This window comes from Saccharopolyspora spinosa NRRL 18395, from assembly GCF_000194155.1.
Lineage (GTDB): Bacteria > Actinomycetota > Actinomycetes > Mycobacteriales > Pseudonocardiaceae > Saccharopolyspora > Saccharopolyspora spinosa.
Window position 1 is genome coordinate 3263098 of the sequence record NZ_GL877878.1, and the last position, 26608, is coordinate 3289705.

At 65.7% G+C, this 26608-nt stretch carries 24 protein-coding genes; 13 read left to right on the forward strand and 11 right to left on the reverse strand.

Annotated features, from left to right (window positions below; genetic code table 11):
• Positions 1-104: 104 nt before the first annotated feature.
• Complete coding sequence (locus tag SSPN_RS62660; protein ID WP_394378899.1) at positions 105-182, reverse strand: putative leader peptide; 78 nt, start codon at positions 180-182, stop codon at positions 105-107.
• Between the two features lie 247 nt (positions 183-429).
• Here SSPN_RS62660 and SSPN_RS44070 point away from each other — a divergent pair, with 247 nt between their 5' ends.
• Positions 430-1086: a 3,4-dihydroxy-2-butanone-4-phosphate synthase gene (locus tag SSPN_RS44070; protein ID WP_010696199.1), complete on the forward strand. Its 657-nt coding sequence runs from the start codon at positions 430-432 to the stop codon at positions 1084-1086.
• A 1151-nt stretch (positions 1087-2237) separates the two neighbouring features.
• Positions 2238-3683, forward strand: coding sequence for an IS66 family transposase (gene tnpC, locus SSPN_RS0116195; RefSeq protein WP_010310815.1), 1446 nt, complete (start codon positions 2238-2240; stop codon positions 3681-3683).
• Between the two features lie 180 nt (positions 3684-3863).
• Here the strand turns inward: tnpC (SSPN_RS0116195) and SSPN_RS0116200 are convergent, their stop codons facing one another.
• The gene (locus SSPN_RS0116200; RefSeq protein WP_010696200.1) at positions 3864-4460 is read right to left on the reverse strand and encodes a DUF4232 domain-containing protein; all 597 of its coding nucleotides are present in this window, start codon (positions 4458-4460) and stop codon (positions 3864-3866) included.
• Between the two features lie 1023 nt (positions 4461-5483).
• Between SSPN_RS0116200 and SSPN_RS0116210 the strand changes: the two genes are divergently transcribed.
• Together SSPN_RS0116210 and SSPN_RS0116215 are read left to right on the forward strand one after the other, a co-directional pair.
• Positions 5484-5822 (forward strand): TIR domain-containing protein, encoded by a 339-nt coding sequence (locus SSPN_RS0116210; RefSeq protein WP_010696202.1) that lies wholly within the window; start codon positions 5484-5486, stop codon positions 5820-5822.
• Between the two features lie 8 nt (positions 5823-5830).
• Complete coding sequence (locus tag SSPN_RS0116215; RefSeq protein ID WP_202798828.1) at positions 5831-6769, forward strand: Ppx/GppA phosphatase family protein; 939 nt, start codon at positions 5831-5833, stop codon at positions 6767-6769.
• A gap of 194 nt (positions 6770-6963) precedes the next feature.
• Here SSPN_RS0116215 and SSPN_RS62665 read toward each other — a convergent pair whose 3' ends face one another.
• Both SSPN_RS62665 and tnpC (SSPN_RS0116235) read right to left on the reverse strand, forming a co-directional pair.
• On the reverse strand, positions 6964-7503 hold the full coding sequence (locus SSPN_RS62665) for a cation transporting ATPase C-terminal domain-containing protein (protein WP_148271975.1): 540 nt from the start codon (positions 7501-7503) through the stop codon (positions 6964-6966).
• Positions 7473-8984, reverse strand: coding sequence for an IS66 family transposase (tnpC, locus tag SSPN_RS0116235; protein ID WP_010696205.1), 1512 nt, complete (start codon positions 8982-8984; stop codon positions 7473-7475). Before tnpC (SSPN_RS0116235) ends, SSPN_RS62665 begins: the two co-directional genes overlap by 31 nt.
• A 284-nt stretch (positions 8985-9268) precedes the next feature.
• Here tnpC (SSPN_RS0116235) and SSPN_RS0116240 point away from each other — a divergent pair, with 284 nt between their 5' ends.
• Entirely contained in the window at positions 9269-9580 is a 312-nt protein-coding gene (locus SSPN_RS0116240) for a transposase (RefSeq protein ID WP_010696206.1), read from the forward strand.
• Complete coding sequence (locus tag SSPN_RS0116245; RefSeq protein WP_010696207.1) at positions 9577-10500, forward strand: IS3 family transposase; 924 nt, start codon at positions 9577-9579, stop codon at positions 10498-10500. The genes SSPN_RS0116240 and SSPN_RS0116245 overlap by 4 nt, the downstream gene beginning before the upstream one ends.
• Positions 10501-10678: 178 nt before the next feature.
• On the opposite strand, the gene SSPN_RS48950 is transcribed toward SSPN_RS0116245, so the two are convergent.
• The 5 genes from SSPN_RS48950 to SSPN_RS44080 all read right to left on the reverse strand — a co-directional run bounded on the left by SSPN_RS48950 (position 10679) and on the right by SSPN_RS44080 (position 16260).
• On the reverse strand, positions 10679-11524 hold the full coding sequence (locus tag SSPN_RS48950; RefSeq protein WP_010696208.1) for a carbon-nitrogen hydrolase family protein: 846 nt from the start codon (positions 11522-11524) through the stop codon (positions 10679-10681).
• 22 nt (positions 11525-11546) lie between these two features.
• Positions 11547-12752, reverse strand: a complete 1206-nt coding sequence (locus SSPN_RS0116260; protein ID WP_010696210.1) for an amidohydrolase family protein — start codon at positions 12750-12752, stop codon at positions 11547-11549.
• A 1-nt stretch (position 12753) separates the two neighbouring features.
• Complete coding sequence (locus tag SSPN_RS0116265) at positions 12754-14067, reverse strand: MFS transporter (RefSeq protein WP_010696211.1); 1314 nt, start codon at positions 14065-14067, stop codon at positions 12754-12756.
• Positions 14068-14234: 167 nt separating this feature from the next.
• Positions 14235-15455 (reverse strand): pyridoxal phosphate-dependent aminotransferase, encoded by a 1221-nt coding sequence (locus SSPN_RS0116270; RefSeq protein ID WP_010696212.1) that lies wholly within the window; start codon positions 15453-15455, stop codon positions 14235-14237.
• Positions 15448-16260 carry a glutamate racemase gene (locus SSPN_RS44080; RefSeq protein ID WP_010696213.1) on the reverse strand — a complete coding sequence of 271 codons (813 nt, stop codon included), beginning with the start codon at positions 16258-16260 and terminating at the stop codon, positions 15448-15450. Before SSPN_RS44080 ends, SSPN_RS0116270 begins: the two co-directional genes overlap by 8 nt.
• Before the next feature lie 503 nt (positions 16261-16763).
• Here SSPN_RS44080 and SSPN_RS0116280 point away from each other — a divergent pair.
• From SSPN_RS0116280 to SSPN_RS56750, 4 genes are read left to right on the forward strand one after another with little or no spacing between them, the layout of a single operon-like run.
• Positions 16764-17567, forward strand: a complete 804-nt coding sequence (locus SSPN_RS0116280) for a LamB/YcsF family protein (protein WP_010696215.1) — start codon at positions 16764-16766, stop codon at positions 17565-17567.
• Positions 17560-18186: a 5-oxoprolinase subunit B family protein gene (locus SSPN_RS0116285; protein ID WP_010696216.1), complete on the forward strand. Its 627-nt coding sequence runs from the start codon at positions 17560-17562 to the stop codon at positions 18184-18186. Before SSPN_RS0116280 ends, SSPN_RS0116285 begins: the two co-directional genes overlap by 8 nt.
• Positions 18186-19082, forward strand: coding sequence for a 5-oxoprolinase subunit C family protein (locus tag SSPN_RS44085; RefSeq protein ID WP_010696217.1), 897 nt, complete (start codon positions 18186-18188; stop codon positions 19080-19082). Before SSPN_RS0116285 ends, SSPN_RS44085 begins: the two co-directional genes overlap by 1 nt.
• A complete protein-coding gene (locus SSPN_RS56750) occupies positions 19079-19924 on the forward strand; it encodes a MurR/RpiR family transcriptional regulator (RefSeq protein ID WP_010696218.1) in 846 nt (281 codons plus the stop codon). The genes SSPN_RS44085 and SSPN_RS56750 overlap by 4 nt, the downstream gene beginning before the upstream one ends.
• Positions 19925-20199: 275 nt before the next feature.
• Here the strand turns inward: SSPN_RS56750 and SSPN_RS0116300 are convergent, their stop codons facing one another.
• Positions 20200-22506, reverse strand: coding sequence for an ATP-binding protein (locus SSPN_RS0116300; protein ID WP_044574153.1), 2307 nt, complete (start codon positions 22504-22506; stop codon positions 20200-20202).
• Positions 22507-22651: 145 nt separating this feature from the next.
• On the opposite strand from SSPN_RS0116300, the gene SSPN_RS54810 reads away from it, so the two are divergent.
• From SSPN_RS54810 to htpG, 3 genes are all read left to right on the forward strand, one after another.
• Complete coding sequence (locus tag SSPN_RS54810) at positions 22652-22915, forward strand: IS110 family transposase (RefSeq protein ID WP_143539576.1); 264 nt, start codon at positions 22652-22654, stop codon at positions 22913-22915.
• Positions 22916-23122: 207 nt separating this feature from the next.
• Entirely contained in the window at positions 23123-23452 is a 330-nt protein-coding gene (locus tag SSPN_RS44090) for a hypothetical protein (protein ID WP_049887605.1), read from the forward strand.
• A 114-nt stretch (positions 23453-23566) separates the two neighbouring features.
• Complete coding sequence (gene htpG, locus SSPN_RS0116310) at positions 23567-25486, forward strand: molecular chaperone HtpG (RefSeq protein ID WP_010696222.1); 1920 nt, start codon at positions 23567-23569, stop codon at positions 25484-25486.
• 106 nt (positions 25487-25592) lie between these two features.
• Here htpG and SSPN_RS44095 read toward each other — a convergent pair whose 3' ends face one another.
• The gene (locus SSPN_RS44095) at positions 25593-26477 is read right to left on the reverse strand and encodes an alpha/beta hydrolase (protein WP_044574159.1); all 885 of its coding nucleotides are present in this window, start codon (positions 26475-26477) and stop codon (positions 25593-25595) included.
• Between the last annotated feature and the right edge of the window lie 131 nt (positions 26478-26608).

Consider the following 26608-nt stretch of genomic DNA (forward strand, 5'->3'; position numbering starts at 1 on the left):
CCCCGCAACGGAATCTCCGAGCCGGAGCGCGTGACCGGCCCCCAGACCGGGAACAGCAACCGTCATTGCTGCCGGACCAGCAGCAGCGTTTCGGGCTCGGATGATCAGGAGGCCGGACACGCCGCCGAACCAATCCGCAGCAGATCCACGTGGCGGCGATTGGTCAGCAGCGGTCGGAGCACACGTCGACGCTATGGAGGCGGCCGACGCGATGTCAAGCACAATCCAGCACGTCACCGCCGGAGGCGCAAGGATTTCAGGTACTGGGACGACAGCTGGCGGACGTTGACGTTCGAGATCTCGGGCGGCGATGCTTGGAAGAACCGGATCGGCCACGCTATCGGACGCGTGACGCCGTGGGCCGCTTCACTGGTCCGTTGTAGATAGTGGAACTGAATCGGCCCGGATCCGCCTTTCCGAGGAGAGAAAATGGACGATCAGCGGAAACGCGCAGCGGTTCTCGATCGCCGGCCGAGCGAGCTCAGGCCGATCGACCTGGCACTGCACGAGATCGCAGCAGGCCGGCCGACGATCGTGCACGGCTGCACGTCCGGTGACGGCGGCCTCGTGTTCGCCGCTGCACGCGCGGATGTCGAGCTGACGGCCTTGGCGGTCCGCCATTCGTCGGGCTTTCTGTGCGTGGCGCTTCCACGCGAGCGCTGCGATGCGCTCGTGCTGCCGCCCATGTCGCCCCGGCTGCAGGAGCACCACGGCGCGACGGTGTGTGTCACCGTGGATGCCAGCACGGGGGTGAGCACCGGCATTTCCGCCTCGGACCGAGCCAGGACCGCTCGCGTACTCGCCGACCCCGACGCGGGCCCCGCGGACTTCACCCGGCCCGGCCACGTGGTGCCGGTGGCCGTCGGCGATGCCGGTGTGCTCGGCAACGCCGGACTCGCGGAATCGGCTTTCGACCTGGTCGGACTCGCCGGGACGCCACCGGTCGCGGTGTTCGCCCACCTGGTCAGCCCAGCGGACCCGACCCGGATGGCCACCGACGACGAACTGCGCGGATTCGCGGCGAGCGCGCACATCGCCGCCGTATCGGTGCCCGAGATCGCAGCTGCTCGCCGGTCCGCCAGGTAAGACGACCGGGCGCAGGCGCGATCCTCCCCCGGTCCGTTCACCGCTGCCCCTCGGCGCGGCCGGGCGAGTCGACCTGGGCTCCCATCCACTGCTGGGAGTCCTGGCCTGCACGGCCGTGTACGTGACGGAGCCCCGACCGCATTGGTCGGGGCTCCCAAAATTCTAGGAACTTGAAGCTACCGGCGATCCTGCGTATCGCCACCCGTAACTCGGTCCCCCGGGGCACACCAAGCAATGGAACTTTGTCCGCCGCCTACCAGCCTATCTGGCCCAAATACCGTGTAGGGGCCGCGCCAACTCGCACAAAACGCCACCGCGCGAAATCTTTCCCCTGGATATTCGGCACGAAAACAATTGGAACCTGATCCCTCTTGATTTCCACGCGCAACCGGTCCCGACGAACAGGAACCGGCTCGCGTGCCGACTCCTGTCGACCCTTCGGCCGCACTGGTTCCTGCGAGCGCCACCGAGATCATCCCTGCGATCATCACAGCAGTAATCACACGCCGTCGCATATCCTAAACGCCTCTCAAGTAGACAGTCGGGGGACAAATGGAAGAGTAGACGCCCGTCGCCGGATTCCGCTCGATAAAGCACCTTTAGTTCACCAAATCGGGGCCAATCTCCACCATCAGGGGAGGCCTGCCACACGAGAAGGAAAACCTAAGGCGGATTGTTTGCCTCATGCCAGGAAAGCATATTCCATAGCGAAGAATGCACCTGCGCCGCGAACCGGGCAGCGGATCGTCGACTCCGCCGAGCCGGGGCCCGGATGTGCAGTTCAACATCGGTGAGCCGACCCTGAACCCGGCCGTACCGGCACTGATCAACCAGCGCGGCCGGGCTGGATCAGCCGCGCGGGATGCGGCGATGGCAAGATCGCGGTCGCGGTTCGAGGCGCTGGTGACGTTTTCTGTCGGAGACAACGGATCGGAAAATCCACCCTGGTCGAGGCGATCGCCGAGAGTTTCCGGCTGGCACCTACGACTGCCAGGGGCCACCTCGGCCTGTCGCTCGCCCCGATCGAACATCTCCGTCTCCCGCATCCGACGCTCCCGCAACGCATCGAAATCCCTTTTGACGGCAGCACGTTCGGTAAACATTCAGGTGCCTGAGTTGATCTCGGGCGCGAAGTGTGATGATCTTGGCTCGTGGCTGGGTTGGAGGAGCTCTCGCGTGAGGAGCTGATCGCGCTCGTTGAACGGCTCCTGGAGTCCAACGCCAAGTTGACCGAGCGGGTCAAGCAGCTGGAACGGCAGGTCAGCCGCAACAGCGCGAATAGTTCGATGCCTCCCTCCGCCGATGATTTGCCCGGCCGGGCCACGCCAGCGGCGAAACCGGCGAAGCGGGCCGACCGTAAACGAGGCAAGCAGAAAGGCGCGCCGGGCAGTGCGATGTCGTGGGCGGTGCCGGATACGACTGTGCCGCATCGCCCGAGCGGGAACTGTGGTTGCGGTGCTGATTTAGCCTTCGCCGAGGATCTGGGTGTCGAACGTTCCCACCAGGTTCACGACCTGCCCGAAGTGCGTCTCACAGTTTGGCAGCACGATGTGCACCGGGTGCGGTGTGCCTGCGGCACCGAACACCTCGGCTCCCTGCCCGATGAGGTGCCGGACTCGCCGTTGAGTTATGGGCCGAATCTGCGATCGCTGGTGGTGTATCTGCTTGTCTACCAACACGTTCCGGTGCAGCGCTGTGTCCAGCTGATCGCCGACCTCACAGGCGGAAAGGGCCCGTCGGGTGGGTTCGTGCACGGCATGCTGACCCGATGCGCCCGCGCGGTGAACGAGGTCGTGGCCGTGATCAGGTCGCTGATCACGATGGCGCACGTGGCCGGGTTCGACGAGACCACCCTGCGCGTCGGTCCCGCCGGGTCGAGGAGGCGATACGTGTTGTCGGCTTCCACCGAGACCGCCACGGTTTATCACTTGGGTGGACGGGATCTGGACTCGTTTGCCGATGCCGGGATCCTGCCCGGATTCGCCGGCATCGCGGTGCATGACCGCTACAGCAACTACTTTCACTCGCGCTGGGAGAACCTAGCCGGGCATCAGGCCTGTGTTGCTCACCTGCTGCGGGACTTCGCCGACGCGGCGGAAACCTACCCGGATGAGCACTGGCCGAAACAGGCCCAACGCGCTTTACGCGGTCTGATCAAAGCCTGGCACCAAGCCAGGGAGAAGCGCTTGGCCGAGATCGACCCACGGGTGTCCGGCCCGCTGATCACCGAGTTCGATAACGCGGTCAAGGTCGGGATTTCCCGGGTTCCGCGGGTGCCCGGGCCGCCTTCGTCGACGGCGCAACGCCCCGGGCGGGAACTGCTGGAGTTCTGCCGCGACCGCCAAGGCGATGTTCTCCGCTTCAGCGGCGACACCCGGGTCTGGCCGACCAACAACATCAGCGAACGCAACCTGCGGCCCACGAAAACACAGCAAAAGATCTCCGGGCGTTTGACCAGCGAAGACATCACCCAAGATCGGTTGAACATCCGCAGCTACATCGACACCGCCCGCAAACAGGGTGTCAACGTCATGACCGCACTACGCCAGGCCATCACAGGCAACCCCTGGCAACCAGCGCTGCCCCCACCGATCTAAACCACCGGCAGATTCATCACCACCACACCCGACCCGCAAGAGCCGGGGACTTCAGCATGCCCACAGCAAAGCACCTGAATGTTTACCACGTTCGCTAGCACGGGCCCACTCACCCGACTGTCATGAAGAACCCAGCAATACAAACCCCCACAAGCAGGTCAACCTAAAACCGAAAGATCATTAGGGCAGCAGCTCGTCTGCGGTAGACACCAGCGAGCTGACTCGCAGGTACTTCGCGGCGAACTTCACGTTGCCGTCGCCGAGAACGTTGACCGGCTGGGCCTCGGACAGGTCCGGCAGCGAGGACTGGAACCCGGTGAGGACATGAGCGTTCGGGTCGCCGCTGTCGGCCAGGACCATGCCAATGCCGGCGTACGCGCTCTGACCGGGCTGGAGGGTGAATTCCTTGGGCGCGTCGGGAAGCCGCACGTCCTCGACCGGCAGGTCCTCGATCGGCGAGTTGCTCATGTCCACGCCCTTGAGGTTCGGCACGCCGCCGTTGATCGTGCAGGTCTTGTCCGACCGGTTCCCGTACGCCACGATGAAACTGCCGGGGTCGCCTTTCACCGGTGTCGCGGTGGCGAGGAAATCGGCCTCCGAGCAGTTCGACGTGCCGATGTCCCCGCCGCCCCCGCCCGAGGCCATACCAACATTGCGCGCGTCATGCCCGGGCGCCGGCGAGGACTGAAGTGCGGCGGCGGTTCCGCAGCCGCTGACCAGCAGTGCTCCCCCCAGCAGGCCGGTGATGGCGGTCGTCATACGGTGGCGCTTGAGCATCGTGCTTCCCTTTTCCTCAGGTGTGTCAACGGTTTCTCACCGCTCTGTCAGCAAGAAAGACGCCCCACGCCCGCCGGGGTTGCGTCCACGGCGCGGATTCGGCCGCATTCCGAGGTGAGGGGCACCCTTGGGTGGCTGAGCCGCTCAAGGGTGCCCCTCACCTCGGAATGCGGATTCGGCTGAAGTCGCTCAACGTTGCCCGAAAGGACACCGAACCCTGATCAACTTGACTCACGGCGCAGAAGGTCCGGCTGCTGCACGCAACCATCCGATACTCCCTGCGGACCAGCGACGACTGGGACACGGCAGTGCTCGGCCTGGCCGCGAACCAGGAAGAGCTGGCCGCCGTCATGGGCACCGTCTCCGTGTGCCTGCCCCAGGGCTGGTGGCGCTCGGCGTGGACTTGCCCGACCAGGACCGCGACGACTGCTTCCACCTTCGCCCCTGGGCGCACGTCCAAGTTCTGCCAGCATCTCGTCGTTCACGTCGACCGGGCGCGGCGTGTGCGGCAGCGAGAGGGAGGCGCCAGCGGTGATGAACGCGTCCTGGGCAGCGGTCGGCGATCCGTCGCATGGCCGAAGCGGGTGGATGAGCCACCTGGTGGCCGCGGGCCGGACGACCATTCGACGCCTCGCCATAAACCTTCTGGTCACGCTCAAAGGGGCGCCGCGACAGAAACCCAGAACGCACCGCCGCAACACCGCGGTCCGTGCCAGCGGCCGCATGTTCGCCCGGGACCAGCCGTGTCCAGGCCGTGCAGCGTCGGACGGTCAGGAACTCTGACCGCGGAGTACTCCGGAGTACTCCTCCCGTGTTGTCAACGGACAGGCTGTCGCCTGGTCAGCACGAATCGTTCACTTAGACGGCGGTTTCCGGTTACCACAAGTGAGGATTTGCAGGCTTCGAGGATGCGCGATGCCGACAGAGAATCACACTTCTTGACCTGACATCCTCGAGATCGTTTCTCTATTCTCAGGCCGTGCGGCTGAGCCGCTGTCCGGGCTGTCGATCGAAAGGCGGGCTATGCACGCTTACTACTGTGCGAAGTGCAAGAACGAACAAACAGATCCCACGGATGCGCTGAAGTTCGCGGCCTCGATCGGCTTGGAGTTGTGGCTGCCGAAGGATGAGGTGACGTTCGACTTTCCCCGTGGCGCGCAGCAGTGCCAGACGGCGATCGATAAAGCGGAATGTGTGATCTGCCAGCCTCCGATAGGCAACGACTGCTCCTGGGAACTCGGATACGCCATCGGGATCGGCAAACCGGTCTACGTCATCGGAACGCTGGCCGAGCAGGACTGGATGACCAAGCTCGGCGTCACTCACGTGGACCCGGTGTCGTTGACCGCCGAGAAGAGCTGAGGGCCTGCGTGACTCAGCACAGCCGGCGGCCCACCGGCAAAGCGGTGGGGCGCCGCAGAGTAGCGGCGATCGACTGCGGGACGAACTCGATCCGGATGCTGGTTGCCGACCTCGGTGCCGACGGGCATTTGACGGAAGTCGCGAAACGGTTCGACATCGTCCGTCTGGGTCAGGGAGTCGACGAACACGGCTCGATCTCCCGCGAATCCTTCGAACGGGCGCGCGCCGTGTTGGCCGAATACGCAGGAATCATCACCACGGCTAGTGTGGAACGCGTGCGCATGTGCACCACATGGATCTCCCGACGAGTGTCCAACAGCGACGAGTTCCGCACCCTGGTCCAAGAGACACTCGGCTGCGCACCGGAAGGCATCACCAGCGACGAGGAAGCACGGCTCGCTTTCGCCGGGGCTACCAGCGGTCTTCCGCAGGCGAGCTACCTGGTCGCCGACATCGGTGGCGGGTCCACACAGCTCGCGCTGGGAACAGCGGGTATCACGGACAGATCCGTCTCCGTCGGCCTGGGCTGCGTACGCCTGACCGAACGCCACCTGCGGTCGGATCCTCCAGCCTCGGGCGAACTCGCGGCGGTACAGGACGAGATCACGGCACTGGCCGATCAGGCGCTGGCCGAACTTCCCGATTTGTCGGGCACTCGGCTTCTCGGCGTCTCCGAAGCAGTCGGCACCGTTGCCGCCATCGCGTTTCCTGGACGAAGGCTCCATCACGCACGAATGACCTACGACCAGGTCGATTACGTGACAGAGCGGGTGCTCGGGATGTCCTTCGCCCAGCGACAAGCGCTGCCCGGAATCCACACAGGTATGGCCGACGTACTGCCCGTCAGCGCGCTCGGCGTGCGTGCGGTGATGCGATGTGCTCGGGCGACGGAACTGATCATCAGCGAGCACGACATCCTGCACGGAATCGCGTACTCCCTGAGATAAGCGGGATCAGATCCCAATGCCGAACAGCATCACGGCGAAGGAGTTCACCGCCGGTCGGCTGGAGGCAGCTGCTTTCGGAGCCAGCGAGTCGTCCACAATTCTCGGCGCTCCAACGTCTTGCCTGCTCGAAGTTGTGCCGAGTCGGGCCCGACGATGGCCGCGGTGAAGGGATCTTGACGGTCATGCATGGAGGTTCACCATTGTTGGAGCAAGAGGCTGATGGCGGTGGCGGCGGTCGTTGCGCCAGCGGCGATCATCCAGCCGTGTCGGAATAGTGGGCTGGCTCCGAAGAATTGGCTCAGGCCGGGAGTTTGGACGACAGCGGCCAGTGCCACGAACGAGACAAGCGCACACGCCATGACCAGTGGTGTCCGTCCGCGCACGACCAGGGTCTGTCCGAGCTGGACGGCGACCAGCGCCACGAGCGCGACCGTGTTGGCCTGGCGCAGGGTTCCGGTCGCCCTACCCAGGATCCACGCACAAATGGCGGCCAGCGACCTCGAAACAGCCGCACATCCGTCCTCTCGGTGGCCTGCGAGCTGATCAGCAACACCGACGGCTTCGCCACGCTGTTCGACCCGCCGACACACCAGCAGTTGTCGCTTCCGGCTGAATAATGACCTGTTGTTTCCGCGCGCTCGTGCCCGACGTTCAGCCGAATACCAGCGGTAGCACAATCGCCGCACCGACGAGCGAGATACCGCTAAACAGGTCGGATCGGATCCGAACAACATTGGCAGCCATACGTCCGAGGGTAACTGGTCAGGTTGCCGGGTAGAGGTCGGTGAATCGCGGGTAACCAGGGGCGGCCCTCGGCGAGCATGACGAGGACTTCGAAGAATTGCTTGCCGTGTTTGGCGGCGGTAGATAGGTAGCTGCGGATCGCGCAGAACTGTTTGGCTCCGGTGAGGGTGCGCAGGCACCCGGAGACCTTCTGACGGAGCTTGATCATGCGGATGTCCCGCTCTGAGCCGTTGTTGTCGGCGGGTATTCGCCAGTCGGTGGTGAAACGGAGGTAGTCGTCTTGCCGGTCGAGGAGCCTGCGGGCGAGCGCGTTGTGCTTCTTCATCACCGTGCCGGTCCGAGCGGCGGTCTGGGTGATGCCGATCTGGACGGCCGAGCGGTAGAGCTGGACCTGCTTGCCAAGCGCGTCCTGGTCGAGAACCGGGGCCTCGGTGGCGATGGCTTCGGCGACCAGCTTTTGCATGGCCACGAGCGCGTCGGAGGCCTGTCCGGCCCAACACCACAGGGCATCAGACGGTGCGGTGTCGGCAACACCGGCCAGCTCTCGCAGCGCATGCGCACAACAGAGCTGATGTCCGACATCGGCGTAGGTGTCGTACGGGGCCCACGCGTCGTGCACCGCGACACCATGGAACCGGCCGAGAACACCGGCGTCGTCGATGCCCTTCTTGCCACGCTTGGGGTGGCAGGTGACCACGGTGTACTTGTCGGTGCGGGCGCAGTGCACCCAGTGCAGCGTGCCCGCCACCAGCAGACCGGTCTCATCGAAACCGGCCACCCCGGCCTCTGCGACACGGTCTTTGACTTGGGCGAGGAAGCCGGCCAGGCAGTCAGCGGCCCGCATGGTCATTCTGGCCACGGTGGCTTCGCAGACCGGGGTGCCAAACAACTCGGCCAGCGCCTGCGCGGTGCGTTTCTTCGACAGGAACTGCCCAACGTAGAGGTAGAGGATGATCGCGCTGACCCGTGGCCCGTACTGCACCGGCGACCCCACGCCCTCCGGAGCGGTGCCGCACGTGGTGGCCCCACAGGCGCAGCGACGCGTGATCAGCTGATGCTCGGTGACCTGCACCGCCATTGGCGGCAGGTCGAACACCTGCCGCCGTTGCACGCCCACCTCCGGGGCGTCCGCCAAGTCCGCGCCGCAACCGCCGCACGGGCCCGGCTCGTGCCGCAACCGCTTGTTCGGGTTGTCGACCAGCGCCAATGTCGACCCCGGATGCCCTGGCCGGCCGCCTGGTTTGCGGCCGCTCTTACGCCGCAACGACTTCGGCGTCGGTTTGGTGAACGGCGAGTCCGACGACGGCGGCTTGGAGGAGTTGGTCGAATCCATACCCAACCGGCGCTTCAGTTCAGCGTTCTCGGCTTCCAGCGCGGTGACCCGCTCCCGAAGCTCCGTGATCACCCGCGCCTGCTCGATGACCAGGGCGGCAAGCTCGTCATACGACGGACGCCCATCCCCGGCCTGCACCCCAAGATCATCCCACGATGCCGATCAAGCCCCACAAACACCTGACCAGTTACATTCTTCTTAGGTGGGCGATGTCGAGAGCGAACCAAGCCGCGGTATCGGCTTTGTGGCGGGGCCCTCGCCCAGAGAGAGGGTTTGGGGCCTCCCCGTGGCCTTTGGCCGTACCCACTTGGCCAGGTCGTGAGGGAACCAGCCCTCCCGGAACGGACCACACTGAGGCTCCCCCGGTTGCCCGGAGACTTCCAAACCAGGTTTGATCTTGTGAACCGAGGAAGGAAGTCGTCGTGGTTGCCCCCAAGAAGTATCCGGACGAGCTGCGTGAACGGGCGGTGCGGCTGTACCGGGAATCTGACCCCAAGCCGATGATCCGCCGACTGGCCGAGCAGTTGAACGTCCACCCCGAGGCGCTGCGGAACTGGATCCGCCAGGACGAGGCCGACAATGGCCAGCGCGCCGACCGGCCGACCACCGCGATGGTCGAGGAGAACCGCCGGCTCAAGCGGGAGAACGCCGAGCTCAAGCGCGTCAACGAGGTGCTGCGGGCGGCCAGCGCTTATTTCGCCTCCGAGATCGCCCCGACCCGGAGGACGTCATGAGCTTCATTGACGCCCACACGTTCTCGGTCGATCTCGTACTGCGGGTCCTGGGCATCCTAGCGTCGACCTACTACGACTGGCGGGCCCGTCAGGCTGCGCCCAGCCACCGTCAGTTGGAGGACGCGCAGCTGCTGGAGATGATCGTCAAGATCCGCACGGCGCACGAGTTCGCCGGTACGTACGGGTCCCCGCGGGTGTGGCTGGAGTTGCGCCGCCAGGGGATACGGGTGGGCCGTAAGCGCGTCGAGCGGATCATGCGCGAACACGGCCTGGCTGGCGCGTTCCTGCGCCGGGGTTGGAAAGGTGGCTCGACTAAGCAGAACCCCCGGCACACCGCCGCCCCGGACCTGGTCGACCGGCAGTTCGACGCCGACGAGCCGAACCGGCTGTGGGTGGCCGATCTGACCCGGATCCTGACCAGTCAGGGGGTGTTGTGGCTGGCCTCGGTGCGGGATGCGTTCTCTAACAAGGTCGTCGGCTGGGCCACCGCCGCCCGCGCGGACACCGCGTTGGTGATCACCGCGCTGGACTACGCCCTACGATCCCGTAATGTCCAGGATGGACAGTTGATCCATCACAGCGACAAGGGCTGTCAAAACACCGCGCTGCGGTTCACCCAGCGCCTGGCCGATGCGGGCATCGCTCCGTCGACAGGCAGCGTCGGCGACTCGTTTGACAACGCGCTCGTCGAGAACCTGTGGTCGACCATCAAGACCGAGCTGATCTACTGGCCTGGCAACACTTTCGCCACTCGCGCCGAGGCCGATTCAGCGATCTTCCGCTACATCGACGGCTGGTATAACCCCCGCCGCATCCAGAAACGGCTCGGCGGACTGTCCCCCGACGAGTACGAGGAGGCATGGAGTATCCGGCAACAGACCGGCTCGGCTACGATCCCAGCCAAGCCGGACGAATCCTGATTACCAAGTCTCCGGCAAAGCGGGGGAACCTCGCGATGCGACGCGCCCGCTGCCGGTACCGCGGCGAAACCCCCGCATTTCCACCGGCTTCCGGAAGCTGGTCGACGTCCGAGCGGCAACGGATGTGGCTGCTGGCCAGGCAGGCCCGGTTCGTCCGCTAGCCGCTATTCAGAGGGGTTCAGAGGGGTTTGACCACCTCGCCGTACAAGTCGGGCCGCCGGTCCCTGAAGATGGTCATTTGAGATCTTTCCTCGAGAAGCGCATCTCGTTCCAGAACGCCGTAGATGATGGCTTCCCCGCCCTCCGCGGACGCGATCAGCTCGCCCACCGGGTTGGCGATCGCGCTGTATCCGAAGAATTCGATCTCGTGGTTTTCACCGATCCTGTTGCAGGAAACGGAGTACATCCTGTTCTCGAAGGCGCGCACCGAGGTGAGGTTGTGGAGTATGGTGCCGCCGTTGGAGAAGCTGGGCATGTTCCACAGCATCACCAGGATCTCGGCGCCCTTCAACGCGTACGTCCTGGTCAGTTCCGCGAACTGGTTGTCGTAGCAGACGCCGATTCCGATCGTGCCCAGATCGGTTTCGAACACATCGCTGGCGTGGGTTTGCGAGGGCACGAAGTAATGCTTCTCGTACCCGGGGATGTGCGCTTTCCGGTGTACGCCCAGCAGATCTCCGGTCGGGCCGATCAGGACGGCGGAGTTGTAGAGGGTCCCGGGGATCGTGGGGTGCGCCTCGGCCATTCCGGAGATGATGTGGACGTCGTGCTCGTCCGCCAATTCGCCTAGAGCTTGGGTGAATTCACCCGGTATCTTCTCCGCGTGCTTGATATACCGCCCGCCGAACTGCTTGTCGCGGCCTTTGATGTACCCGATGTTCGCCAGCTCGGGAAAGACGACCAGATCCACGTCCTGCGCCAGCCTGGCCGCCTCGATCGCGGTTTTCATCCGATCCAGGTTCTTGCTCGCGTCGAGGAGGGATACGTCCATCTGCACGGCCGCAACGACAACTTTTTCTTTCACCGGAACAACTTCCCTACTTTCGTCAGATGACGCGGCGGCCGGCGCGGTAGGTCGCCTGGACCGCGCGGGTGGCCTCGATGTCGTGGGTGGGGTCGCCGTCGAACACGGCCAGGTCGGCGATGTGCCCTTCGCGCACGAAGCCGATCTCGTGGGCCAGGCGCAGGTACTCGGCGTTGCCGCTGGTGGCCATGCGCAGCACCTCGGCGGGCTGGTAACCGGCGAGCACGAGCAGGTGCAGTTCGCTGGCGAAGTCACCGAATGCCGTGTGCTTCCACCCGGCGTCGGAGGCCGGTGCGATGCGCGCGCCCATCATCCGCAGCCGCCCGGCGTTGCTGACGTAGTACGAGGTTCGTTGTCGCTGTTCGTCGAGCTCGTCAGCGGAGATCCGGCCTGCCTCCGCGTCGCGGATGTAGTGGAAGTTGCAGCCCAGCGTGGATCCGAATGTCGTGCCGTGTGCGATGGCCAGTTCGGCGAGTCGCTCGTCGAACCCGGTGGAGCCATCCGGGGTGAGGAACGCGATGTGCTCGATGCCGTCGCTGCCGGCGAGGACGGCCCGTCGGATGGCTTCGTTCGACAGGGCGTGCGTCGTGGACAGCAGCCCGTGCTCGTGCGCGACCGACACCGCGGCACCGATCTGCTCCGCGGTGAGTGTTTCCTCGTGCGGGACGGTGTTCAGGGTACCGCCGCCGGTTGCTGCGATCTTGATTCCGTCAGCGCCGAGCTCGATGTTGCGGCGCGCGATCTTCTGGGCCTGCGCGGCGTCGGCGGCTCCACCGCCGAAGAGGTGCATGTGCCCGCGCACTCCGGTCACCGGCATGCCGTAGCGCAGCAGACGCGGCAGCTCGCTCGGGTCGGCCGGCAACCAGCCCAGGAAGTCCGGATGCGAGCCGAGGTCGCGCACGGTGGTCACCCCGGCGGCGATGTGCTTGCGCAGGTTCTGCGCGGCGACGGCGAATCGGGTGCTCGCCTCGCGGTTCACCGCGGGTTCGTAGGCGGTGCCGTCCCCCGGCATCGTCAGGTGGACGTGCGAGTCGATCAACCCCGGGGTGAGGGTGCCGGTCGGGTAGTGGTCGAGCGCGATGCCCCGCCAGCGCGCCTGCAGTTCCGCCGCGGGTCCGACCTCGGCGATCTTCGTTCCGTCGAGCGCGACCACCACATCGCCGGTCGCTCCGGTGAGGCCCTCCCCGTCGAACACGCGGGCTACCTTGATCAGCCGATCAACGGGCATATCAGCTCTCCTTCAGCGGGCTGTGCGCGGTTTCCGGGATGGCGAGCACCGCCAGGGCGGTCACCGCGGCGGTGAGCACCATGTAGTAAGCGGGCATCGCGCTGTCCCCGGTGGCCGAGATGAGGTAGGTCATCAGGAACGGCGCGGAACCTCCGAAGGCCGCGGTCGAGATGTTGTAGCCGAGCGCGTAGGCGGTGTAGCGCAGCCGGGTGGGGAACAGCTCCACCAGCACGATGTGGATCACGCCGGTGTGCCCGGCGAACAGCAGCGCCATGATCACGCCTCCGATCATGGCCAGCGCGACCGAGCCCTGCGTGAGCAGCCAGTAGCACGGGTAGCCGAGGACCACGAGGGAAAACGCCGACCCGGCGATGGTGCGTTTGCGGCCGATCCGGTCCGACAGCCGCCCCGCGAACGGGATCGCGGCGATGATCGCGATCAGGGTGCACACGGTGATCAGCAGTCCCTGGACCACGGAGAAGTGCAGGGTCTTGTTCAGGTAGGTGGGCATGTAGCTGAACAGGACGTAGTAGCCGGTGCCGTTGAGGATCGGGATCGTGATGGCCAGCAGCACGGCCTTGCGGTGCTCGGCCGAGGCCAGCGTTTCCTTCAGCGGGTTGCGCGCCGGGGCGGAATCCTTGCGCAGCTGTTGGAATTTCGGCGTTTCGTCGAGCTTGCTGCGAATGTAGAAGCCGATCACGGCCATCGGCACGGCGAGCAGGAACGGGATTCGCCAGCCCCACTCGGTCATCTCATCGGTGCCGAGGGTTTCGGTGAGCACGGTGGTGACGACGGCGCCGAGCAGGAGCGAGGCGTAGGACCCGAGCTGCGACAGACTGGTGAGCATGCCGCGGCGGCCCTCCGGCGCGTACTCCGCGACGAACGACATCGCGCCAGCGCTCTCGCCGCCGGCGGAGAATCCCTGCGCCAGCCGCAGTACCAGCAGCAATATCGGGGCGGCGACGCCGATGGCCGCATAGGTGGGCAGCAGGCCGATGGCCACCGTCGATCCACTGATCAGCATCAGCACCAGGACCAGCGTGCGCTGCCTGCCGATCCGGTCGCCGAGATAGCCACAGACGACACCGCCGACCGGGCGCACGAAAAACGTGAGCCCGAAAATACTGAACGTCAGCAGCAGCGCGGCGGTGCCGTCCTGCTTGGGGAAGAACACGGTTGCGATCGTGCTGGCCAGGAAGCCATAGACGCCGTAGTCGTAGAACTCGACGAAAACTCCTACCGAGCCGGCCACGGTGACCCGGCGGAGGGTCTTCTTGTCCACTTCGGATGTTCCGAGTTCCTGGGTCGTTGCCATCTCGATTCCTCTGGGTGGGTGGCGGATATCGACCGTGACGCCACGCTGCTCCGCGGGCGCGCTTGGTGGTTGCACGGCAGGGTCCGCGAGTCCGAACCCTGCTCGCCGGGAGTGTTTCGGCTCGCCGGCCTGGTGGGAACGCGAGCGTGGAACTCGGCGTTGAGTTGCTAGGCGCGGGGCAAGCTGTGCAGCACGTCGGTCATGCGCTTCAGTGCTGCGTCCCAAGCCTGCTCGTCCTGGGCGAAGCAGATGCGGAAGTGCTTGCGGCCGCGGGGGCCGAACTGGTAGCCGGGGTTCACCACGAGGCCGGCGTCGCGCTTGAGCGCGATGGCCACTTCCTGGTCGGTGGCGTCGATTCCGGGGAAGCCGGGGAACAGGTACGCCGAGCCGCCGGCGGGCCGGACGTCCACGCCGGGGATCTCGCTGAGCGCCGCCACGCTGACGTCGCGCAGGGACTGGTATTCGCCGATGCGCTTGGCGACGTAGTCGGTGTCGTCGTCGAGCCAGCGGGTCAGGATGTGCTGCGCGTAGGCCGGGCAGCGCAGGGCGGCGACGCTCATGACGTCTTCCATCCGGTCGATGATCTCCGGCGGTGCCACGGCCATGCCGATGCGGTAGCCGCTGAGGCTCTCGGTCTTGCTCGGGCCGAGCGTGGTGATGGTCCTGGAGCGCATGCCGGCTTCGGAGATCATGTGCGCGAAGGGTTTGCCGTCGTACACCAGCCTGCTGTAGAGCTGGTCGACGAGCAGCAGCGCGCTGCTGTCAGCGACGAGCGCGGCGATCTCCGCCACGTGCGAAGGATCGAACACCGCACCCGTCGGGTTGTTGGGGTGCGAGAGCATCACCAACTTCGGTTCCTGCCGCAACCCGGCCGCGAGCGCGTCCAGGTCGAGGCAGGGGGATTCCCCCTCGGGCCACAGCAGCGGAACGGGGTGGACGTCCGCGCCGAGGTAGCGCACGGATCGTTCGCTGGTGATGTAGTCGGGGTCGGGCAGCACCACGGTGTCGCCCGGCTCGATGATCGCCGAGAGCGCGGTGTAGAGACCTGCTTGGGTTCCCGGGGTCAGGATGATCTCGCCGTCTGGGTCGAGCTGTTCACCGAGGAAGGCGCTGACGTGTTCGGCCACGGCTCGGCGAACTCCTGGGTCACCCCGGTACGGGGTGTAGGTCATCCCCGCGCCCGAGGCGGCTTTGACGAACTCGTCCAGAACCCACGAGTCGGGCGGGAAGCGGTGGGTGTCGGCGTAGGTGATGTCGAGGAAATCCGGCCCGACCGGGGTTCGTTCGAGTTCACGTTCCAGTTCGCGCAGCGACGCGCCCTCCGTCGCTGCGCGTTCCGGCACGTCCAGTCGCAGCAATCGGCTGGTCGGCTGGTAGATCTCACTCATGGTGGTGCACTCCAATCAGGTCGTTGTCGATGGTTACGGTGCGCACTGGGGGCAGGGTGAGTCCGAACGCGTCCCACGCGAACGCGACGCCGTCGGTCGGGTGTGGCCCAGTGAGGCAGAAGAGGTCTTCCTGACCGGCGCGGGGGCTGCCCGGTTTCTGGAGCAGGCCGAGGGTCAGGTCAGCGGCGCTTTCCACGGGGTCGATGAGTGCGAAGCCGGGTTCCGCGGCGCGCATCGCATCCAGGATGCAGGTGAAGTCGGTACAGGCCAGAACGGCCGACGCGCAGCCCGCCGCAGTGATCTGCTCCATTGCCCGCCGGGCGAGGCGCCGCAGCCTGACCGGGTCATCGCCGCCGCCTTCCTCGGCCAACCGCAAAAGCTCCTCAGTGGCCACCTGGAACACCTCCCGTTCGGGAAGTGCCCGCGGTAGCGCTCCACTGGCGACGGTGCCCGCGGTGGCTAGTACTCCCACCGGACCCACCGGTGCCATTCGGACCGCCTCGCGGACCGCGGAGACCATGTCGACGAAAGGAATTGCGCCCACGTCGGCTTCTGCAGCCACCACGCTAGCGGTGTTGCACGCGATGACCCACGCATCACAGCCCGCTCGCACGAAGAACTGCTCTGCCTGACCGAGAAATCGTGCGACCTCGGCACCTGGGCGGGGACCGTACGGGCGGCGCGCGGCATCACCGAGGTACACCAGCCGATGCTGCGGGGCACGGCGCCGCAGCATCGCAGCTAACGGCAGGCCACCGATCCCCGCGTCGAAGATGCCGACCGAACCACCCACCTCCGGGTTCACGACGCCGCCGCCGGTTCCGGTACGGCGCGTAGGAGGCGAGCGCCGACTGCGGCAACTGCTGTGGTGACGGGGTTCGAGGCGTTGCGCATCTTTCGCTCCTCAGGTTCGTCCGCTCGCAGGCGTTGGATCGGTGCCAAGCGCCGCGGTCGACGTGGTGGAAACCCGGTATCGACGAATTGGTCCCGTGTCTGGCGGGGAAGCGCTCCGGATGCCGACCGATCCTGCACCACGCATCACGATGACGCAAGGGCGACCGCGTTCCGGCTTTCTCGGATCGCAGCAGACCCCCTGTTTCGGTCAAGTAGAAGATAAATCCTCTTCTTGATTCACATCCGGCGCAGCAACTTTGACGGTGAGCACACTTGCGTCATATTTGAAAATGATGCAAGCTCCGAGCATCGGGCGAACTACCGGCAGACGCCCCGGAGCCGCCTCCGGACCGGTGCCCTCGCACGTCGAACGAGCGCCCGGACCGGATGTGGGCGGCAGGGATTGGAGGCACGATGGCACAACCGCACCCCACCGCGACAGCGGCCCTCTCGTTGAACACCGACATCGGGGAGGGCTACGGCGCATGGGTCATCGCCGACGACGAAGTGTTGCTGGGCCTGGTGACCGATGCCAACCTGGCCTGCGGGTTCCACGCGAGCGATCCGGACATCATGCGGCGCACCTGCCAGACCGCGCGCCAGCGCTCCGTCGCCATCGGCGCGCAAGTGGGTTTCCGGGACGTGATCGGTTTCGGGCGACGGTTCATCCAGGTGCCCCGCGCGACGTTGAGCAACGACGTGCTCTACCAGCTGGGCGCGCTCTCGGCGTTCGCTTCCGCGGAGCAGGCGCCGATCACGTTCGTGAAGGTCCACGGCGCGCTCTACCACGCCGCCGTGCAGCACGAATCGTATGCCCGGGCGATCATCGACGCGGTGCGGGACTTCGACCCGGACCTGCCCGTGCTCTGCCAACCCGGCACCGCGTTCTGGCGCGCCGTCCAGGACGCGGGCCTGAGCACGGTCGCCGAAGGCTACCTCGACCGCGCCTACACGGCCGAGGGTCTGCTCGTCCCGCGCGGTGAACCAGGTGCTGTGATCACCGACCCCCAGGCCGCCGCACGCCGCGCGGTGCAGTTCGCCACCGAGCGCACCGTCACCGCGATCGACGGGACGGTGCTCGACATGCCGGTCGCCTCGGTGTGCGTGCACTCCGACTCGCCCGGCGCGTCGGCACTAGCCGCAGCCGCCCGCGAAGCTCTGGAGGAAGCTGGAGTGGCGTTGCGCTCGTTGTCCGGGAAAGTGGCCGTCGGTGGATGAGGCGGTCACCGCGGTGCGACGCGTCGGTGACCGCGGCCTCCTGGTCGAGCTCCCGCCGCGATCCGACCCGCACCGGCTGGCCGCGTGGGTGCGCGACCACCCGTGCGCGCCCGGCCTGACCGAGGTCATCCCCGCCGCGCGGACGGTTTTCCTGCTCGGTGACATCACAGCGCTGCGCCGGATCGCCCAGGCCATCGGCGCGGCGAAGCTGCCCGATGCGGACGAGCTCGGCGGCAAGACGGTGGTCGTCCCAGTCCGATACGACGGGCCCGACCTCGCCGCCGTCGCCGAGCGCACCGGCTTGTCGGTGCGCGAGGTCGTGGAACGCCACTCCGGCACCGAGTACCGGGTCGCCTTCTTCGGGTTCGCCCCCGGGCAGGCGTTCTTCGCGGCGCTCCCCGACGTCCTGCACGTCCCCCGCAGGCCGAGCCCGCGTATGAAGGTGCCTTCGGGCAGCCTCGCGATCGCCAACGAGTTCACGGTGATCTACCCCCTGGATTCTCCCGGCGGGTGGAACCTGATCGGCACCCGGGCGGGCCCGCCCCTGTGGGACGCGCGGGCCCAACCGCCGAACTCCGTCGACGTCGGCGATCGCGTGGTCTTCTACGAGGTCCGTTGATGGAAGTGCTCACCACCGGTCCGCAGGCGACCGTCCAGGACGGCGGCCGACCCGGCTGCGGCCACCTCGGCGTGCCCCGTGCCGGAGCGATGGACCGGCTGGCCCTGGCCCAGGCAAACCGCCTGGTCGGAAACCGACCGGACGCGGCCGCGATCGAGTTCCTGCTGGGCGGGCTCGCGGTCCGGTTCACCGAGCCGGTCGGCTTTAGCCTCGCCGGCGCACCGGTGCCCGCCTACCTCGGCACGGTGCCCGTACCGCGGAACACCTGGACCTACGCCCGAGCCAACGACGTCCTCACCACCGGCCGGCCCGCCTACGGCCTGTGGACTTACCTGGCGGTAGCCGGCGCCATCGCCGTGCCACCGGTGCTGTCGAGCCGGTCGACGGACTCGCTGTCCGGCCTGGGACCTCCCCCGCTGAGGCCCGGCGACGTCATCCCAATCGGATCCTGCCGCGGCACGCCGGGCACGCCGAGCGACGTCTTCGTCGAAAACGCCTCCGCCAGCGCACGGCTCGACCTGGAAATCCACTGGGGGCCGCGGGACGACTGGTTCACCGACGAGGCGCGCCGCACCTTTGTCACAGCGACCTGGCTGGTCAGCACCGAAGTCAACCGCATCGCCGCGCGCTTGACCGGCCCGCGCCTCGACCAGCGCCGCCACGACCAGCTGCCGACGGAAGGCGTCCATCCCGGCTCGATCCAGGTGCCGCCATCCGGGCAGCCACTCGTCTTCCTCGCCAACCATCCGCCCACCGGGGGGTATCCGGTGATCGGTGTAGTGTCGGAGCCCGATCTCGGGCGGATGGCCCAAGCCGCTCCCGGAACAATGGTGACGATGCGCGTGGCCCGACCACGTGCCGACCTGACCGGACGAGTCAGAAGGGGATTCAGGTGAACAACGGGGCAGACTCGCTTCCGGAGCGGGTCAGGGTTCGCTACGACCAGCTGAGCAAGAGCCAGCGCAAGATCGCGCGCTTCTGCATATCCCACGCAGCTGAGGCGGGTTCCCTGACCGCGATGCGGATCGCCGAGAAACTGGGCGTCAGCGAGTCGACCGTGGTCCGGTTCGCGATCAAGATCGGCTACGACGGCTTCCCGCAGATGCAGGACGCGCTCCGGGAAGAACTTCGCGGCGCGCCAACGCCATCCGGCGAGCACACGGAGCGCGACACCCACGACGTCGCGCTGGAATCGTTGCGCAACGACCTGGACGCGCTTCAGCAATCCATCGACGAGATCGACCTCGCCGCGCTGACGCGCGCGACCACCGCACTCGGCGAGGCCACCAACGTCTACGTCTGCGGGTTCCGCACCTCATTCAGCCTCGCCTACCAGGCCTACTTCCACCTCAGGAAGGTGCGCCCCTCGGTGCGCCTGCTCGGCGACATCGGCGGCACGCTGGTCGACGACCTCGAAATGATCGAGCCCGGCGACGCGGTCCTGGCGTTCACCTTCCCCGTCTACGACGACCGCGCGATCCAGGTTGCCAACCGGGCCGTGTCCGTCGGCGCCTCCTGCGTCGTCGTGACCGACAGCGCGCTGGCACCGCTGCCGATCGACCCGCTCCTGCACCTCCTGATGGTGCGCCACGACAGCTTGAGCTTCTTCAACTCCACGGTCGCCGCCACCGCACTGCTCAACTCGATCATCGTGCGCCTGGCGGAAGCCCGCAGCCGGCAAGAGCCCTCGTTTGAAAGGACCCTGTCGAAGTCCTTCCACACCAAGGGAAAATTGTGATCAACGAAGCCATGCAAGCCGTCGCCACGCCCGACGCACCGGCACCGGCACCGGCACCGGCACGAACCTGCTCGCAGGCGATCACAGCCGGAGGCTTCGTCTTCATTGCTGACCTGGGGTTGTCCGTGGTCGGGCATGATTCGTCATCTTGCTCGTACGGATGATCTACCTGCTCGCTACGCCTGGCATCGCCAAACAGAAGTGGACCCCAGCCACCCCCACCACGACGCCCACCGGCATCCGACGATGCCTCGCGACCTGTTATTGAGCCGGGATCACGCTGAGCGGCTGTCTAGTATCCAACCCACGATTTGTGTTCGGGACGTGAAATTGAGTTTCACGAGTATGTGTTCGACGTGGGCTTCAGCGGTACGCGGCGCGACGACCAGTCGTGCAGCGATGTCCTTGTTGCTCAGGCCTTCGGCGATGAGTTCGGCGACTTGGACCTCTCGGCGCGTCAGCAGCGATGACCTCTCCGTACTCTGCTGCGACGGAGCAGCCGATGATGCGGATTGTGATTTCGTAAGCGCGAGATCCAATGCTTGCTCGTAGGTCAGGTGTTGACCTTCGCGGAAGGATTCGTCGAATCCCGGCTCGCCGAGCGACTTGCGGAGTTGGGCCTCGGCCAGATTGCGGGAAGAGATCAAAATACCCAACTCTGGTAGCGATACGCCGGTACGTCGCCAGAGGGTATGTGCGGCACCGAGCAGCTGAGCGGCCCGCGGGCCGGGTTGAGTCGCGGACGTGACCCAGGCGAGTACTTCCATGACCCAGGGCGTCCCCCAGCGGTCCTTGAGGTTATGACAGTGCTGCATCGCTTCGCTGATCAAAGCCGTGGCGCGAGTGAGGTTGCCCAGGCGGAACTGGGCGACACACGCCGTCCACAGCGCAAATTCCAGGAAGAATTCGGCCCCTGAATCGCGAGTCATGACGAGAAGTTCCTCGCTGAGCGGTTCGGCGGAGGCGTCGTCGGTCAGGGCGGCGCCCATAGCCCAGTTGAGCAATGCGAGCCAGCCGTGGACGGTGTCACGGTGGGCGCGGTGTTCTTCGGTGGCTTGCCGCAGCAACGGAGCCGCCTGGGCGAAGTCTCCCTGCTGCCACAGCGCGATCATTCCGGACAGGTAGACCGCGCCGGCGAGAACGGAATCGTCGCCCAACTGTTGCGCCAAGTTGCGGTAGTCCCGTAGCAACCGTGGCGCGTCGGGGTCGCCTTGCAGACATGCCAGGTGGGTGGCGGCCCACAACGCCCAGGCTCGGGTCAAACCAGGTTGTTGAACACGCTCCAGCGCTCGCTCGATCCAATAGCGGCCCTCGCCCGGCAGACCGGTGATGAACCAGAAAAAAAGCGTTTGCTTGAGGATACGCAACGCCGCCGTGACCTCATGAGGTTCGGCCACGCAGAATTCCAGCGCTGCGCGCAAGTTGGCTTGCTCGGTGACCAACTGAATGAGCCAACGCCCTTGGCTCGGGCCGAACAACTCGGCGTCGGCCTGGGCTGCCAGGCCTTGGACCCAGTCGCGGTGCCGGCGACGCAGCATCGTTTCCTGGCCGCTCTCGGCCAGTCGTTGCATGCCGTACTCGCGAATGGTGTCGAGCATCCGGTACCTGGTCTGCGAACCGTGTTCTTCACGGAAAAGGATCGACTTGTCGAGAAGCGCGTTGATCAGCTTGAGCACCTCGTACCGGTCGGCCTCCTCTTCGTAACAGACCGCTTCTGCGCCGTCCAGATCGCATCCCCCGGCGAAGACCGACAAGCGCGCCCACATTGCCTTCTCCTGCGGTGAGCACAGGTCGAAGCTCCAGTCGATGGCCGCCCTCAGCGTCTGCTGCCGGGCGGGGAAACCCTGGCGCCAATTCGTCACCAGACCGAGACGGTCTTCCAGCCGTGATGCCAACTGCCGTACGGTTAACGTCTGTAGCTGCGCCACCGCCAACTCGATAGCCAACGGAATTCCGTCCAGCCGACGACATATCTCTGCGACCGCGGCGTTGTTGCCGACACTGATCGCGAAATCTGGTGCCGTAACTGCTGCCCGATCCGCGAACAGCCGCACAGCCTCACAGCCTGCGATCTCCTGCTCTGACGTGACCGCAGGGTCGGGTAACGACAATGGCGGGACGATAACCACGTGTTCGCCGGCAACGTCGAGTACGCCGCGGCACGTTACAAGGATCTTCACGCCTGAGGCTCTGCGCAACACCGCGCTGACCAGGTTCGCGCACGGCGACAGGAGATGCTCACAGGTGTCCAGGATCAGCAGCAACTGCTTGTCTGCCAGGTAGTGCACCAGTGATTCCAACGGCGGCCGACTTGACCGTTCGGTCAATCCGACCGCGCTGGCCACCGTCGAGGCCAACAACTCCCCGTCCGTGAGACCGGACAGCTCCACGAACCACAAACCGTCAGGAAAGGCCCGACGGCGCTCGTGGGCAATGCGCAACGCCAACCGCGTTTTCCCTACTCCACCCGCACCCGTCAACGTCACCAACCGCGCACCAGCGAGTGCCCGCTGTACTACGGCGAGTTCCTGGCGGCGGCCTACGAAACTCGTCAACTCGGCTGGAATTACACCGACTGGCATCACGCACCCCTCGCCATGAACGCAAGCACCACGGGGAAACGCCGGCGCTGCACCGCTTCGACTCAAAGATCCGAAATCCCGATTTCCAGATTAGCATTGTTCGCATTCACCCGCCTTGCGGTGCGTGTCATTTAACGATTGTGGTGTGACATTTGGTGATGGTGTTGGGCCGGTGTCGGGTTGGCTGGAGTTGAACCTCGCGACTAAACCGCCGGCTTATACGTGCCTGAAAATCGTGCTCGACACGCCGGGCCTGGTGGTCAACAAAGCCCGCCGCGCCACCAAGAGCGACGAGGCCAAGCCCGACCCCCGCGACGCTCAGACCATCGCTGACCAACTGCGGCTGCGTGGCGGCTGCTGGCACGGGTCACCACCAGCGACGAGACCACGCTGGATCTGCGCATGTTAGTTTCCCTCCGCCGGGAACTCGTGGTGGAGCAGACCCGCCATCTGGCCACGCTGCGGGAATGCCTGGGCCAGCGTCTTTCCCGGTCGGGAACACTCCGTGGACGTCACCCGCCTCCGCCGTGGACCACGCAGCCGCGCTCGACGCCCGAACCCGACGAGCCGTTGCCCGTTGGTGTGCTGGAGGCCATCGCCCGCCCGGAACACCCGGATGCAACCACTCGCTACCGGCCGGACGACGAATTGGGACCGGTTGTTGTTCAGCGCCAAGGAATCGGTCCACGAGGCCCGGTTCCCGCTGGCTCGTCGCTGGGCCGAGGTCGAGGACGCCTCCATCACCGTCGACCGGACCGCCGAGACCTTCCATGCCCGGCTGCTGATGCCCGGGCCGGATTTGGCGGGCCGACCACTGCGCGAGTTCCACGGCCGACGGCTGGCCGGAAACGACCTGGTGAGCACCGCGATCACGCTGTTGGCGGCGCCTAACGCCGCAGTCTCCCGCCGAATGCGGGGGTTCGTCTGGACTCGTGGAGCAGCGTGAAATAATCGCGGCGAAACGCGCTCGGCCGCCGCGCCCGTGGTGGTCGCAGTGGCGTATACGGCAGACGGATCGGGGAATCTGCCGCTTGGTGGTGTGATTTTGGAAAGGAGTTCAGTGAGTACGCAGGTGGAAACGCTCGAGTTCCAGGCCGAAACGCGGCAGCTGCTGCAGTTGATGGTGCATTCGATCTACTCGAATAAGGACATTTTCCTACGGGAGTTGATCTCCAACGCCTCCGACGCGCTGGACAAGCTCCGATTGGAGGCCTTTCGGGACAAGGAACTGGCCGTGGATCTCGCCGATCCACGTGTCGAAATCGAAACGGACCGCGAGCAGCGGACACTAACTGTGCGGGACAACGGCATCGGCATGTCCCGCGATGAGGTCGTCGGGCTGATCGGCACCATAGCCAAGTCGGGCACCGCCGAACTGCTGCAAAAAATGCAACAGCAGGAGACCACCAGCGGCCCGGCGGCGAAGGAACTCATCGGGCAATTCGGGGTCGGGTTCTACTCTAGTTTCATGGTCGCCGACCGGATCAGCCTGCTGACCAAACGCGCTGGCGAGAAGCAGGCCACTCGCTGGGAGTCAAATGGAGACGCGACCTACACCATCGAGACCGTGGATGACGCCCCGCAGGGCACCGCGGTGACCCTGCACCTGAAACCGGCTGACGACGAGGACAACCTCTTCGACTACACCTCGGAATGGAAGATCCGGGAACTCGTCCGGCGATACTCGGACTTCATCACCTGGCCGATCAAGATGGAGATCGAGAGCAAGGACTCCGAGGGAGAGAATAAGCGGGAGCTGAAAACCCTCAACTCCATGAAGGCGTTGTGGGCGCGTGCCCGCGATGAGGTCTCCGATAAGGAATACAACGACTTCTACAAGCACGTCAGCCACGATTGGCGGGATCCGCTGGAGATTATCCCGCTCCGGGCCGAAGGTACCTTTGAGTACCAAGCGCTGCTGTTCCTGCCCGCGCACGCACCGGCGGATCTGTTCACCCGGGACGCGAAACGCGGCGTCCAACTCTACGTCAAGCGCGTGTTCATCATGGATAACTGCGAGACTCTCCTCCCGGAGTACCTGCGGTTCGTCAAGGGCGTGGTGGACGCCCAGGACCTATCGCTGAACGTGTCGCGGGAAATCCTGCAGCAGGATCGCCAGATCAGCCTGATACGCCGGCGGTTGACCAAGAAGGTGCTTTCCTCGGTGCAGAGTCTGCTCAATGACGACGTCGAGCGTTACCGGTCGTTGTGGACCGAATTCGGCGCCGCCGTCAAGGAAGGCCTACTCAGCGATCCGGACAACCGGGATACCATTCTGGAGCTGGTGTCGTTTTCCTCCACCCACGACCCGAAGCAACAGACCACGCTGCGGCAGTACGTGGAACGAATGAAGGAAGGTCAGCGGCATATTTACTACATGACCGGTTCGTCGCGGTCGATCATCGAAAGCTCGCCGCACATGGAGGCCTTCCGCGCCAAGGGCTACGAGGTGCTGCTACTCACCGACGCCGTCGACGAGGTGTGGGTGGATTCGGTCACCGAGTTCGACGGCACCCCGCTGCAGTCGATCGCCAAGGGCGAAGCGGGCCTGGAAACCGACGAGGAGAAGGAAGCCTCAGAAACCGAACGCGACGAGAAGCAGAAGGAGTTCGCCGACCTGCTGGCCTGGATGACCGGCAAACTCACCGAACACGTCAAGGAAGTGCGGCTGTCGACACGGCTGACCACTTCGGCCGCCTGCCTGGTCAGTGCGGCAGACGATATGACCCCGGCAATGGAGCGGATGTATCGCGCTATGGGACAGCCGGTGCCGCAGGTTAAGCGCATTCTCGAGCTGAACCCGGGACACCCGCTGGTGGCCGGGCTGCGCAAAGCTCACGAGGAGCGCGGTGACGACGTCGAACTCGCCGAAACCGCCGAGCTGCTGCACGGCACGGCGCTGCTGGCCGAGGGCGGCGAGCTCAGCGACCCGTCCCGCTTCACCCGTCTGCTGGCCGACCGGTTGGCAAGCGCCATGTGAGCCGACGCGGGGGTCACTGCGGTTTGACGCGGCGACCCCCGCAGGCCAGCCGAGATCGGAGTTGATCCGGTCTGCCAGCAGCTTAGGATCTGTTCCGGCAGTCCGTTTACTCGTGGGGAACTGAACTTCTGCGACCGGTGACCGTGATCATGAAATCTGCCATCCGGTCGATTGCCTCCGCTGCTTCCGGGGTTCCCCCGGCCAGCGCCGGGTAGGAATGGATGGCTCCGGGGACCGAATGGAAACGTACGTCGTTCCCGGCTTCCGTCAGCTTTTCGACTAGCCGGGTGGAGTCGCTGTACAACACGTCCCTGGTGCCCGCCTCGACATGCACCGGCGGGAGCTCGGTGAGGTCGGTGTAGAGGACCGAGGCGAGTGGGCTACGCGGGTCCTGACCGTCGAGGTACAGCCGCGCCATCGACCCCGCTGACTCCTCGGTGGTGAGCGGATCATTGGTGGCCGGGGTCATCGATTCGCCACGGAGCTCCAGATCGGTCCAGGGCGACATCACCACGCCACCCGCCGGCAGCGGCAGGCCCTTCTCGCGTAGCTCGACGAGTACAGCCAACACGAGAGCCCCGCCCGCCGAGTCGCCCGTCAACACGATCTCTTGGGGACTGACACCGCCGTTGAGTAGCCAGCGGTAGGCGTCGAACGAGTCGCTGACGGCCGTCGGGAACGGGTACTCCGGCGCAAGCCGGTAGTCGAAGGCGAGGCACCGCATGCCCGACGCTCGCGACAGCGTCCCGTTGAACTGCCGCCACATCCACGGCTCGCCGCACACGTAGCCGCCACCGTGGAAGTACATGAAGCAGGCATCGCTAGCCTGCTCGCCCGTCCACACCCATTCCGACCGTGCTCCGCCGATACCACCCAGGTCCGCAGGCTCAGAGCGGATGTCCTCGTCGACCGGCACTGCCCGCCACACCCTCTCGTAGTGGCGCCGCTGCCCCGGAACATCCAAGGGAAAATCGGTAATGCTATCGATCACTTTTAGCATTTCGTGGCTGACCATGAACCGACCTCTCTCATATCGACGGGAAACTCGTGGGGAATGATGCGTTGCCTGTGCACGATCGGTGCCGTGTTTGACTGCCGGGAGCAGCAGCTGCGCCAAGTCGA